Genomic DNA, 13,387 nt, shown 5'->3' with positions numbered 1-13,387 from the left:
TGCCACCACACCTGATTCATACAGAAAGGCATGAGCTGCATTGACCGTCTGAACAAACTGCTTGTTAAGCTGGTCACGTACGGCTATAAGATTCAACAGATACTGGTTTTCCTGTGTTCTTGCAGGAATATGCTGCATTGATGGTGTTATTAGTGCCTTTAAGATACCCAAGGCATCAATTCTGTCTGTTTTATCAAGATGTAAAAAGGCTTTTACCTTTTGAGCTGGCAGAATATGACACTTATGGTTATGCTCCTGAATGTATCTGCAAAGATAATTGCATGAACCACAGGCTTCAATGCCAATCAGCTTTCTTGGTGTATGGGTATCATCGATGAATTCAAAGAATTTTACTCTGGAAAGCTGATAGTTTCTGATATGCTTTGCTCCTAAATCGTAGTAGCATACCTGAAAGACTCTTGATGCTACATCAACTGCAACAGGCAGATATCCTTTTGTGGTAAGATAAGCAACACGCTCAATTTCATCTGCTGTGAATCTGGCTGCCTTCATGGGAATGGCTCCGAAAAGTTTGTTTATGAAAACTCTTCAATGAAAGCTACTGCCTAGGATGATTGAGCTTTGACTGAAGTACCTAGAGATTAGCGAGCGTCCGTGTATCGCCGTTCTCTACATACCATTCATATATTTTAATATGGGATAATTAATTCCGCTAACTGATCCTTAGTTCAAAAATGATGTTAGAAAATATTTATGATCCTAGTTGTAAACTAAATGATCCCCGAGTGCGAATTGTGTGATCCTATATTGCGCAATACACAAAGTGACCAATTACATTAATTTTTCCTTAATAACCTTTTCATATTTAATGTGTATTATTATTTCTTTATATATTATATGTAATATTACGCCAACACCACCCATGTACCAAAGAACGAAATTCATTGGTCTATGAATATAAGAATGGCTCTTACCGAGAATATACCATGAAATCGCAGGTATCAAGAATGTAATAATCAATGATAAATTGTGCCTTGACTCTTCTTTTTCTCCACGTGCATATTCAATGGTAATTGCGAACAAACATAATGATATTAATGTTATAAAGGAAATATTCTTTAGAATTGGTAATCTAATAACAGATGTATCCCAAGAATTAAAATACGTACGAAGAACTTCGAACGGAGTTGCTTTAAATGAAGGGGCTAAATCAGGATCTATAAAATTATTTATATTTCCTCCGTAAGTTCTTCTTAATACATCGTTGTGCCATATTATGCTTAACCCATCAAAAATATTGCCACCAGTTCTTAAGTAAGCATGCATCATGACAGCAGAAAGAAAACCACAAGTTCCTATTAGACATATTTTTATAATCACAACGAGATTTTCAATAAATTGTTTTTTAGACTTAGCACTTAAACAAGAATATAAAAAAGGTGATACTGCAAATAATAATACGGAAGAAAAATATTCATATCCAGAAAGACATTTGAAACAGCAAGATAAATAAATACCAAAATATAAAACAAATTTAACAGCTTTACCTTTTTTTATATAAAGTATCCAGCTGAATATAGATGGAAGAAACCAAGAGAATTCTATCCAATATAAATTTTTAGCAAAAGAAACAACCAAAGGAGAAAAAACAACTGATATAAAGAAACATACTGCTAAATTTTTTGAAAAGATAAGTTTGAATAAATATGTAAGACAAAGAATTACAAAAGATAATACGATTACATTGATTTTTTGTATTGTTTTGATGGAAAAATCTAGTTTATTAAATAAAAAAGATGTCATTTTTCCTTGTAATCCGTATTGAGATGTGTATTCCCATGTATCTATATATTGTTTACCGAAAGATTCATAATTTAGTGAGATTTTTGAATTATCAGTTTGTGGTAACTGTTCTCCAAAATAACTTATTTTTACTAATTTATCTTGCATGATGATATCTTTTACATATCTAGATTCATCTCCAATGACTATTTGGTAACCAATAGCATACTTTATCTCATTTATGTGAGATTTATCAACGAATATACTGTTGTCGTTATCCATAGTTGATGAATTTAGATTCTTTATAACAGGTATATCTATAACTTCTCTTTTGTTCTTTGCCACGAATAAATATTCTTGTTTAATTCTATCTGTTGTTCCCTTCATTGTTATTGAACCAAGATTTGAGAATTTATGTTCAATCCCTTCTTTATCTTTGAATGCATTTGCAAGCACTAAAGCTTCAGAATCAAGCTGAAATTCGTTAAAAAAAGATTTATTTGCTCCACCAAGTGCATTTTTATAAAAAGACAGATACAAAATAACAAATCCAAGAATACAAAGTAGAATCTTATTATTCATGATGAAATTAATTTTTGATACTAAGTTATACATGAATATTACCTTTAAGCTTTCCAGGAAATAAGAATGACACCAACTGCAACAAGAACCACTCCTGCAATTTTTTGCACTGTAAAAGATTCACCAAACAGTATTACAGATAAAACAGCAACCATAGAAATGGCTCCACAGGTTAGAACTGGATGAGTAACATTAAGAGGCAGTCGCTGAAGAGTAAGTGCATACAGCACAAATGCTATGCCGTAGAACATTAGCCCTGTCCAAAGCGGAATATTTAAGATTATTGATAATGGCTCAGAAATAGAGACTTTTCTCTCTGGGAGCATTGCATACTTAATCATTACACTTGCAACTGCATTTGAAACTATACCGAGCACAACTAGCAGGAATGTAATCATTCTTTCTCCAGGTTGTATTTTCCAAGAGCAGCCTTAAACAGAACTTTCAGAAGTTCCATATTTCCTTTTAAGGAACTGATTTTTGTTGGAACCCGTCCTTTTGGATAAATTCTCTTACTTGGCATTTCTATACATTTGAATCCAAGTTTTGGACCGATGTATGATAGGTAAGCAAGTAGCTCATAACAAGAGAAAACTTCTCTGAAAATTGCAACTTTCTCATCAAAAAGGAATTTTGCTGAATATGCTCTGAATCCTTGAGTTGTATCAGTCCAGTGAAAACCTGAGGCAATACTTAGAACAGGGGCGTGTATAAACCTGATTGCCAAATCTCGGCTTACGGGGGTATTAACTGCAGTACCACCGCTTATAAAGCGTGATGCCTGGATAAAGTCATATCCTTCTTCAAGTTTCTTTATAAAATCAGGAATTGGGGCAGGATCATCCTTGTTGTTGCCATCAATGGTTACTATTCCTTTATAATCAAGTTTTTCTGCATAGTTATAGGCACATAGTAACTGTGTACTTAGCTTGCCTTTTGCTGTTTTTAACAGAAGAGTGTGCACATGCTTCGATTTTAGATAATTCTCCTCAAGTGATCCGTCTGTTGTACCACCGTCAACAATGATGATATCTACAACATTATGTAATTTCAATTCAGAGACTTTCTCTAATAGGGTATGAATTCTGTCTCCCTCATTGATTACTGGAATAACTAGACAGTAATCTCTATGTTTATTGGGGATTGAGAACAATACGTCATATGATGGAATATATTTGTTATAATCTTGATTAACAGTAGAATTCATTTATTATTCCTGCATATAAAGGTCTTTTGCTAATCTGATTGACTCTTCAATTGTTTTAATTCTGTTTTCAGGAGAATCAGAATTGTTGGTTAGCATTTCTATAGTGAGAATATCTGTAGATGTCATGGAATTTGCAATTACTTTCTTAAGCATATTTCCAATTTTCTTATGAATAGAATCATCCGTAGTTACAGGTGCCATAGAAGGTTCACTTAAATGAATATGTCCAATTATGTCTGCTACATCTTCAATAATCTGTGAAGATTCATGGTTTGTGTAAATGGTTCCCAGATCAAGCTGCAACTTTATATTAGAATGATTCAGTTTTCTAACGAATGCAGCTGCTTCTTCGGTTGTTGTCAGGAAGTTTGTTCCATAAACGGTAGGATTTGCCTCAAGACAGATTGTGACGTTCTCTTCTTTTGCAATTTCACCCAATCTGAAAAAGAAATCTAAGGCAATTTCATCTGTTCTAGTGTCATTAAGTTTGCTTCTGTCTCGATTTTTAGGTGAACCAAATACCAGTCTTGTGGCTCCGGTTAAAGATCCTATATGACAAACTCTTTTTAAATGCTCTAGCATTCTATCTTGAGAGCCAATCTCAAAAAGATTAAGACCTGTTGTTCCAAATAATAAAGACTGAATGCCGGCAAGGGAAAAGCTTTTATTCTGCCATTCATTTTTTACTCTGTGTATTTCTGCATCAGATGTATTTAAAATATCGGAAAAGAATTTTCCTGGAGCAAAATCCAAATGATGAATTCCGCTTTTCAAAAGAAGATCTATAACCTGAGGTTCAAAAGATGCATCCCATGCAATATTAGATATGGATAGATTCATTTTATTCCTCAGCATATTCTCTGATTGCCTTTAGAGATTCTGTTTTGTCATACTGATAGTCATGATTTGGTCCAAACAAAGCCGCATGAACGGACTTAAAATCGTATGAGACAAGTGGCTTTCCAATATGATTATCAAAATCAAAGTTAAATGCGATTTTAGCAACTTCCTTAACGCTTACAGGTGCTGCAGTAAGATGAATCAGTTTTAATCCATGTTTATCTGCAGTAGTTATATCTTTTAAAAGATTCTTCATTGGGTAGAACTGGAATACGTTATCTGATTCAATCTTTTCAATTTCATTTTTATTTTTGAAATCAAAGATAATGTTCTTTTTAAGTCCAGTTCCCACAAGTCCAGGAAGTCTTACGATAAGATGAACTTTAAAGTTTTCCTGAACAAACAATTCAAGACGTCTTCTGTTGTAGCCATATGGCTGAAGTTCATTCAGACTGATAGGTGAGTTTTCATCAACGTTAACAGGTGACTTAAAAACATCAACGGTGCTTATAAGAATAAATTTTTTTGCTTTAATTGTTTTTAAATGTCCAATAAGAGAGTCAATACAAGCACGATCTTCATCAGGATGAAGGTTTGCGTACCATTTCTTAGCAGGTGCAGCTGCACATATAACAAGGTCGAATTCTTTATTATCAATCTCTCCTATATCAGTTGAGTGATAACAGTTATCAAATGATCTCTGTGATAAAAGGGTGTTGCCAACAAATCCTGTTGATCCGATTAGCGCTGATGTCATGTTTTGTTCCTTATCTGTCTCTTCCTGTCTGAACAAGATTGTCTGTCTGCGAGGTGCTTTGCTCTAAAACATTTATTCTGTCCAGATTAATCATTACCTGAGAGTTCTTTTCAAAAATTATTGAATAGCCGTTTGCATTTGCCTGTTCTACTAGAATGCGGTTTAGATATTCTGCAATAAAGGAAAGAATCACAAACTGCATTGATGCCAAAAGAGAAATGATAAAAACAGTTGAAGTCCAGCCTTCTACAACATCATTTTTGAAAAGATTAAGAATAATTGAATATAGTGAGAACAAACATGCCAGGCTAGATCCGGTTAGACCTAAAAGAGACATAATTCTAAGCGGAGCGGTAGAATTAAATACCATTAACCTTAAAGTTGACTTAACTGCACTTGCAACTGTTCTTTTGTCTGTATTATTTAAAGATGTGTACTGCAGTTCTGCCTGACCATATCCGGATTTCTGAATCTGCATAAAGAACTGCTGATAGAATTTACCTGTATCCAGAACAGAATTTAAAGCTCTGCGAGAAAGACATCTGAATGTGGTTGCATCTTTTGGCAGATGATAGTCAATCAGATTTAGTAGCCATCCGCTGAGTGGTCTTATTATCTGATAGGCAAGAGAGTGTTTCTGCCTGGTTGTACCTACAACAACATCATTTCCTTTTCTACAAAGTTCTACTGACTCTTTAATCAGTGAGACTGGATCATTGCATAAATCAAAGCAGATTATAAAATCACCAATGGCATTCTCGGTGCCTGCAGACCAGATTACGTCCGAGTTTACATCTGAAGATAACTGCAGATAACGGACGCATGGGATATCTTTGAGAATTTGCTCCATCCTGTAGGATAAAACGTTCTGCTGTGATTTCTGAACTACAAGAATCATCTCGTAGTCTGAAAAATTCTTATCAAGTTCATTCTGGATCCCAGATAGTCTTGATAATGATTCCACTGTAAATCTGTTTATAACAGTTACAACTGAGACAAAGTTATCATCTTTATTTGCTGTTATCATTTTAGAGTGCTAACTCCTTTTGTACTGCAGCGACGGCATCATAGGCATTATCTATCTTGCCTCCCATTACACAGTGGAATCCCTTTAATCCGTAATTGAATTTGCATAATATAGGTCGTGAATCGTTAACCTCTGAGCGAGGAAGAACCGTTTTGACTTCCCATAGAGATTTTCTGTATATGCAGTCGTTTAGTACTGGAATATATCTTGATGCATCCTTTCGCATTATTTCCCAGACGGAATGTTTCTCATCCTTTTCTAATCTTGAATCAGCATCAATGTACTGATCGTTATTTGAGTACCACTCATAATGAGGTGTGTATCTTACGTGTGAAAAAGAGTGAAGGTAATGAGCATTCATTACAACAGAAGGAAATGGCATAACCGAGAAGAATGGACCGCACATGACGGTGATCCCAAGATGTTTTATTTCATCAGGAACATCTACAAGAGCCATTTCCGTCATTTCATGCTTGAGAGGAATAAGTTCAAGTGAACTGTTATGAATAACCTGATTTAATGAGGCATAAGTGCAGTTGAATATGTGGTCTGCATTAAATTCTTCGACATCATGTGTTATCAGATTTTTTACAGATGCATTAAGACTTGTTTTATCTTTGGATTCACTTGCGTTTAACACCTGTGAATTCAGATGAATAGTTACGTATTTGGTATCGATTCTGCTTAGAATTTCTTCTCTGAGTTTTACTGAATCAAATGCAAATTCTTTAGCTTTAAAGCATGCCTCAATGTAGTTTTTATGAGTAAGATTAACAATTTTGCTTGGGGCTGGTTCAAGATAGGCTCCGATGCGTTTACAGAACTTTTCAAACTGATAGGCTGTGACTTTGCTTAGGTGTTTACCAACCATGTAATACTTATCAAAGTCATCACAGACACATTGAGGAAAATCTTTAATAAAACGGGGAAAAGACTGTCTTGAGCGAAGGGCAGTTAAGACTGAACGAGGGTAATGATAACCGTTGTGAATTCTTGCCTGATTGTTATAGGACGCTCTAGCCATTAGCTCAGAGCTCTTTTCAAAAAGATCTACCTTATGATGTCTTGAACCTAAATAGTAGGCAAGGTATAAACCGAAATACCCCCCCCCGATAATGATAATTTTACTCATTGATTTTGTAATATAAATTTAATTATAAAACTAAAAATTAGTTTTGTATAAAACGTCTAATTCCCTGTTCTTATTTCATACGTTATGTATTTTTCGCTCGTAATCAATATATTGCATTACAGTATACAGTAAATTTAATTTTTTATGACGATATTTTTGTTAATATAAATAGTAAACATTTTGATATAGATTAATACTGAGACCTCTTTTTAAAAGGGTATAAAATCAATCTTACCATCTAACACAGAAACAAGCTCAGCCTTCATATCATGCTCATCATGTTCAATGATTTTAGCATTGACCATATCACCAGGATTCAATCCTTTTGTGTTTTCAATAGTAATGACACCATCAATATCAGGTGATTCATATTTTGAACGACCAACAGCTATACCATCATCACTGACATAGTCAATTAAGATCTGATATTCCTTGCCTATACGCTCATTCAGTTTCTGATATGATATTTTAGCTTGTGTTTCCATGAGTAGAGCTGCTCTTTCTTCTCTAATCTGCTCATCAACAGGATTTAGATAAGAATTTGCAGTAGCTCCATCAACATCTGAGTATGGGAAACAGCCAACTCTGTCAAGTTTTGCTTCTTTTATGAAATCAAGTAGTTCATTGAACTGTTCTTGTGTTTCACCAGGGAAGCCTGCAATAAAAGTTGATCTAATAGCGATATCTGGACAGATATCTCTCCATTTTTCTATCATTCTTAAAGTCTTTTCAATATTGCCAGGTCGATTCATTGCTTTAAGAATTGTTGGATTAACATGCTGGAATGGTACGTCAAGATATGGTAACACAATACCTTTTGCCATAAGCTCAACAACTTTTGTTGCCTCATCAGATGGATACAAATAATGAACTCTAAGCCATCTTTTTGTATCAGAGAGCTTTGTCATTAGAGATGATAGAGAAGGACGACCTTTTAAATCATGGCCATAGTCAGATGAATCCTGTGCAATTATAAGAAGTTCTTTTACACCACGATTTGTCAAATCGATTGCCTCTTTCATAATAGAATCGCTTTCACGTGAGCGCAGAGGGCCTCTAAGAGATGGAATGATACAAAAAGAGCATTTATGTCTGCATCCTTCTGCTATCTTTAAATAGGCATAGTGTGGAGGTGTTAAAAGTACTCCGGATGGAGAGACCTTTTGTCTGTCAGATTCAAGAGGTTTTCCAACAAGAGAAATAATTCCTCTAATTACGCTTGCTCTCATACCAGGACCGTAAACAGCAGCAACCTGAGGATATTTATCCATGATTACTTTAGCTCTTGCACCAAGGCAGCCTGTAACAATTACTTTTCTTGAATAGTTAAGAGCCTCGCCAATAGCTTGCATGGATTCTTCAACTGCAGGTCCTATAAATCCACATGTGTTTACAACTACAACATCACACTTATCATATTCATTTTCAATCTTATAGCCCATTGCAATAAGAACTGAAGTTAATCTTTGTGCATCTACAAGATTTTTTGCACAACCTAAAGAAACAAGACCGATTTTAGGAGTTTTAATAGCCATGAGATAAATATGATGTTGAAGTTATAAAAAAGTAGTATCAATTAGATTTAATTTTACTACAGTTAATGACAGAATTGACTGGTTTAGAAATTCTAAGACCAGTCAATTATTCAATACTTGTTTTATAAAGTATGTGTAATGCGAAAGCTAATTAAGCTTTAAATGCAGCCTGTAGTGGTGGTACAACCTGCTTTTTACGGCTCATAACACCAGGCATCCACATAACGTCAGCCTTCTTTGTACCAAGTGCATTGATGATTGTGTTCTCATCATCTGATGATAATAGAAGCTCTGAACCTTCTTTCATGATGTCTGTAAGTACTAAAACTGCAGAGTGACGTCCTTCAGCTTTAACTGCATTTAACTCAGCGATTAAAGAAGCTTTTAACTCTGGGGTAACCATTGATAAAGAGATAAGCTCTAACTGACCGATACCTATCTTCTTACCACCCATATCAAAATCCTTGAAGTCACGGAAGATTAAATCACGTGCAGATGCATCAAGATTTGATTTAGCCTTGAACATTTCCATGCCTAAAGCTTCAACATCGTTAATACCAGCAATCTTTGATAATTCTTCAACTGCCTTCTTGTCATATTCAGTGCAGGTTGGACTCTTGAATAATACGGTGTCTGATAGAATTGCACATACCATTGCACCAGCCAGATCTGCTGGAATTGACACATTGTAGAAATCTGCAACCATCTTAATTACAGTATTTGAACAGCCGTAAGGCTGAATCCAGCACTCAAGAGGTGAATCAGATGTAACATCACCTAGTTTGTGGTGATCAACGATACCAAGTAATTTTGCATCCATAAAATCCTCAGGTGCCTGAGCAAGATCAGAGTAGTCTACAAGATAAACATCCTTACCAGCTACAGAATTTACAACTGAAGGTGCCTTAAGATTGAATTTGTTTAAAACAAACTGTGTCTCAGGAGCAGCTTCGCCCTGAGCTACAGCAGTAGCCTCAATTCCTCTTGCGTTTAATACGTGTGCATAAGCTAATGCAGCAACGATTGAGTCTGTATCAGGATTCTTATGACCTAAAACTAATGCGCTCATCAAATATTTCCTCAAATATGTTCAAAAATTTTTTGTGTATTATATCAAGAAAAGTTAGTTAGCTAACATTTTATCGATTTTTTGTATAATTTTGGGGGCTACAAGATTTGATCCTTCCTGATTTAGGTGATTCTGATCCTCGTAAAGAGGCTTATTATTAATTCCCTCATAACACTTATTTTCATCACACAAAATTTGTGCTAAATCAACGAAGTCAACATTGCCATCAGGATAATCAGTATTTATTAGATTTTTTATAAAACGGTTATATTCCTGAATTTCAATTGTGTTTGTATAGAATTGCTTGTCAAATTCACATTTAGGTTTGAAAGAAATTGTAATAGGTCTATATACACAATTAGTTTTTCTATTTGGTAAAGCAGGATTATCTAGAGTAAAAATTACTTTTTTGCCAGAAGATAACAGTTTATCTACAGTTTTTTTAATTGCTATTTTTAACGTAGGAAAAGAATTTGCTTTCGAATAAGGAAGATTGATGTCTGTTCCCATATATTCTGTATCATAATATGATGATAATGGGGTATGAGCAAGTATAACAACCTTATAGCTATCATTGTTTCTTATATAGTCAAGAGCTTTATTTATGTTCTTGTAGTTTTCTCTGAATGGTTCAGTATCACGAGCACCTGTTCTGACATCATAAAAAGGGGCTGCATTTTCTTCAGGAAAAACAGATATTTTTCTGTCAGGAAATAAATTTGCCATACCTAAATAATAGGTGCCAGCATGCGAATCTCCTATTAAAGCAATATTATCCTCTTTAGATTTCATTTTACATGAAATTATATAAAACCAGAAGTTTGGAATATCTGTTTTTATATTCCATTTATTGAATTTTAACTGACACTCATTTTCTCTTTTAAGAAGTTCTGCTGATAATGTGCTGTTTCTCTCTTCTTCATATTTGTATTCTTTTTGAAGAGAAATGGTAATAATAAATCCTATAAAGCCAATACAATATAATGATGACAATAAAAAAATAAGGCTAAATATCTTTCTTTTTCCATATCTTAAAGGTGGTTCTATAAATAAATAAGTCAATATGGATAGACCAATTGCAGCTATTATAGCTATGATTTTTATCCAGGCTTTAGGTTCAAAATTGTCACATACATATGCAAATGAAAGAAGAGGCCAATGCCATAGATATAATGGATAGCTAATTAATCCCAAAAACACAAAAATTCGATTTGAAAGAATGTATCTGTTTATGAATGCTTTTTTGCCAGCTGCAATAATAAATATTGCACCCAAAACAGGAAGGAGAGCTCTTGTTCCTGGAAATTTATAATTGTTCTTTATTGTAGCTATAGCGATAATAATAAGAGTTAAGCCAATAATGGAAAGAATATTGTTCAGAATATTTTCATTTGCTTGAGCATTGGCATTTTTGAATAAAACTCTTTTTATGACTACTTTTTCTAAGAGACATTTTATATTGTTTATAAAATCTTTTTTGTAGAAAACAATATATGAGAGTATTGCTCCTATGGATAATTCCCAAAATCTACACCACGGTAGATAAAATGCTGCAGATTGATTGTGGTTTGATATTTCAATCTTACAAAGAGCAAAAGAAGTAATAGTAAATATAGTAAGTACAAGAATAAAATTCTGTCTTGTTTTATAGATTATCCATAAGAAAATTGGAAAGATTAAATAAAACTGCTCCTCAACACCTAATGACCATAAGTGTAGTAATGGCTTAGCATTTGATTCAGGATTGAAATAACTGCCACTTTCAAAAAATAGCATTATGTTATTGATGTATAGAGAACCACCAAAAACATGTTTTCCAAGTAGCATATATTCTTCAGGAAGAAGTACAAAGTATCCTAGAATTAAAGTTGTGCAAAGTATTGTAATCAGTGCAGGAAAAATTCGTCTTACACGTTTTATGTAGAAATCGATAAGATGTAACTTACCTGGATTTTCAATATCAAACAGATTTCTATAAATGATAGAGGATATCAGATATCCTGATATAACAAAGAATATGTCGACACCGACAAAGCCACCTTTTAAATATTCAGGAAAAGCATGAAAAATAACAACGCTTATGCAGGCAATAGCTCTTAATCCATCAATATCGGATCGATATTCATGTTTAGATTGCTCTTTAAAACATTTGATCATATTTGCAATCATAGCTGATTTTCCTTGAATTTAGATGGAATAAAATAATATTTAGCTAGGCAATGAAATTCTTATCTTCATAAAACAAATTTCATAATTTTATATTTTATAAAAAATGACATCTCATCAAAAGTGAAATTTAAATCTTCCTAGAGTTGGAACATTGAACTTAATTGAAATCTCAGTCATTTTACCTTTGGTCCGTTAGATATTTTTGTAAAATCAAAAAGCTCTTTATCAAGAAGATGGGATGGTGCAACATTCTTTAGAGCCTTGAATACGATATCTGCACGTTTTGGATATTCCTTATCCCACTGTTTTATCATCTTATTCATAGCACTTCTTTGCTGATCTTCACCAAAACCGCACAGCCCCTTTGGCAGAACAGGGTAGTTTTTAATCTTTGATAAAGTAATCAGATCACGTTCTCTGCAGTATATAAGAGGTCTTATAACAGTCAGATCGTCTTTGTCATTTCTAAGAACAGGAGGCATTGCCTTCATCATGCCAGAGTAGAAGATGTTTAAAAAGAATGTTGCAAGACAATCATCTTTATGATGACCTAAAGCAACCTTATTTGCTCCAATTTCTCTTGCAAATGAATACAGATATCCTCTTCTTAATCTTGAGCATAAAGAGCAGTATGGAATACCATCTGCAATCTTTTCTTTACAGATATCGTATACAGGTCTTTTTAAGAAATGATATTCAAGACCTACCTTTTTTAAATGATCTTCAAGAAGATATTCTGGTGCATTTGGAAAATTTGAATCAATATGAACTGGTATAAGTTCAAAATTGATAGGAGCTGATCTCTTTAATGACATGAGCATGTCTAAAAGAACATAACTGTCCTTACCACCTGACATACATACAAGTATTCTGTCGTTTTCTTCAATCATGCCATAGTCTCCAATGGCATGGCCAACCTTTCGTCTTAATCTTTTAAAGAGTTTATCTGCTTTATATTTTTCCTGTTTGTCCTCAATATTGAAATAAGGACTTACGCATTTTGCATATTCATCAGCTGCTTTTGGAAAATTTGTATCGTTTATCATAAAAGTCAAAGAATCTATGTTTTAATCTCTACTGTTTTGGTAAGTATTATACATTTTTAAATGTATATTAAACAGAAAAGAATGTTTTGATAAGAGTCAAGAATAAAGGAAGCTACCATGACACTTTATGACAGCTTCACTTTATTGATTATTAGTAGTTGTTTTTTCTAAAAGTACTTATCAGTACTAGTTTTTACAAAAATATCTTACCTAAGATCTTTAGAAATTTAGCTTAAAAAGATCTTATAGATTAATTAGTTACAGTGTAACAAAAATTTAT

12 protein-coding genes are annotated in these 13,387 nt (G+C 33.7%); all 12 read right to left on the bottom strand.

Annotated features, from left to right (window positions below):
• The coding region (locus tag J5V48_RS08945; RefSeq protein WP_219938241.1) for an IS110 family transposase at positions 1 to 513 on the bottom strand (513 nt) is incomplete at its 3' end.
• Between the two features lie 279 nt (positions 514 to 792).
• Positions 793 to 2,358, bottom strand: coding sequence for a hypothetical protein (locus J5V48_RS08940; RefSeq protein ID WP_219938240.1), 1,566 nt, complete (start codon positions 2,356 to 2,358; stop codon positions 793 to 795).
• An 11-nt stretch (positions 2,359 to 2,369) separates the two neighbouring features.
• Positions 2,370 to 2,723 carry an SMR family transporter gene (locus J5V48_RS08935; RefSeq protein WP_219938239.1) on the bottom strand — a complete coding sequence of 118 codons (354 nt, stop codon included), beginning with the start codon at positions 2,721 to 2,723 and terminating at the stop codon, positions 2,370 to 2,372.
• Positions 2,720 to 3,532 (bottom strand): glycosyltransferase family 2 protein, encoded by an 813-nt coding sequence (locus tag J5V48_RS08930; protein ID WP_219938238.1) that lies wholly within the window; start codon positions 3,530 to 3,532, stop codon positions 2,720 to 2,722. The genes J5V48_RS08935 and J5V48_RS08930 overlap by 4 nt, the downstream gene beginning before the upstream one ends.
• Positions 3,533 to 3,535: 3 nt before the next feature.
• On the bottom strand, positions 3,536 to 4,372 hold the full coding sequence (locus tag J5V48_RS08925; protein ID WP_219938237.1) for a sugar phosphate isomerase/epimerase family protein: 837 nt from the start codon (positions 4,370 to 4,372) through the stop codon (positions 3,536 to 3,538).
• Between the two features lies 1 nt (position 4,373).
• Complete coding sequence (locus tag J5V48_RS08920) at positions 4,374 to 5,129, bottom strand: Rossmann-fold NAD(P)-binding domain-containing protein (protein WP_219938236.1); 756 nt, start codon at positions 5,127 to 5,129, stop codon at positions 4,374 to 4,376.
• A 10-nt stretch (positions 5,130 to 5,139) separates the two neighbouring features.
• Positions 5,140 to 6,156 carry a glycosyltransferase family protein gene (locus tag J5V48_RS08915; RefSeq protein ID WP_219938235.1) on the bottom strand — a complete coding sequence of 339 codons (1,017 nt, stop codon included), beginning with the start codon at positions 6,154 to 6,156 and terminating at the stop codon, positions 5,140 to 5,142.
• A 1-nt stretch (position 6,157) separates the two neighbouring features.
• The gene (locus J5V48_RS08910; protein WP_219938234.1) at positions 6,158 to 7,288 is read right to left on the bottom strand and encodes an FAD-dependent oxidoreductase; all 1,131 of its coding nucleotides are present in this window, start codon (positions 7,286 to 7,288) and stop codon (positions 6,158 to 6,160) included.
• A gap of 209 nt (positions 7,289 to 7,497) precedes the next feature.
• On the bottom strand, positions 7,498 to 8,823 hold the full coding sequence (gene rimO / locus J5V48_RS08905; protein WP_219938233.1) for a 30S ribosomal protein S12 methylthiotransferase RimO: 1,326 nt from the start codon (positions 8,821 to 8,823) through the stop codon (positions 7,498 to 7,500).
• A gap of 151 nt (positions 8,824 to 8,974) precedes the next feature.
• Complete coding sequence (locus J5V48_RS08900) at positions 8,975 to 9,892, bottom strand: manganese-dependent inorganic pyrophosphatase (RefSeq protein WP_219938232.1); 918 nt, start codon at positions 9,890 to 9,892, stop codon at positions 8,975 to 8,977.
• A 54-nt stretch (positions 9,893 to 9,946) separates the two neighbouring features.
• Positions 9,947 to 12,049 (bottom strand): acyltransferase family protein, encoded by a 2,103-nt coding sequence (locus J5V48_RS08895; RefSeq protein ID WP_255557791.1) that lies wholly within the window; start codon positions 12,047 to 12,049, stop codon positions 9,947 to 9,949.
• 185 nt (positions 12,050 to 12,234) lie between these two features.
• Positions 12,235 to 13,107 (bottom strand): tRNA 2-thiocytidine(32) synthetase TtcA, encoded by an 873-nt coding sequence (gene ttcA, locus J5V48_RS08890; protein WP_219938230.1) that lies wholly within the window; start codon positions 13,105 to 13,107, stop codon positions 12,235 to 12,237.
• Between the last annotated feature and the right edge of the window lie 280 nt (positions 13,108 to 13,387).

Origin of the sequence: Succinivibrio faecicola (assembly GCF_019448115.1) — a bacterium.
In the GTDB taxonomy this organism is placed as follows: domain Bacteria; phylum Pseudomonadota; class Gammaproteobacteria; order Enterobacterales; family Succinivibrionaceae; genus Succinivibrio; species Succinivibrio faecicola.
Note: the sequence above shows the minus strand (reverse complement) of the source record. Positions and strands in the feature narration are given on the sequence as shown.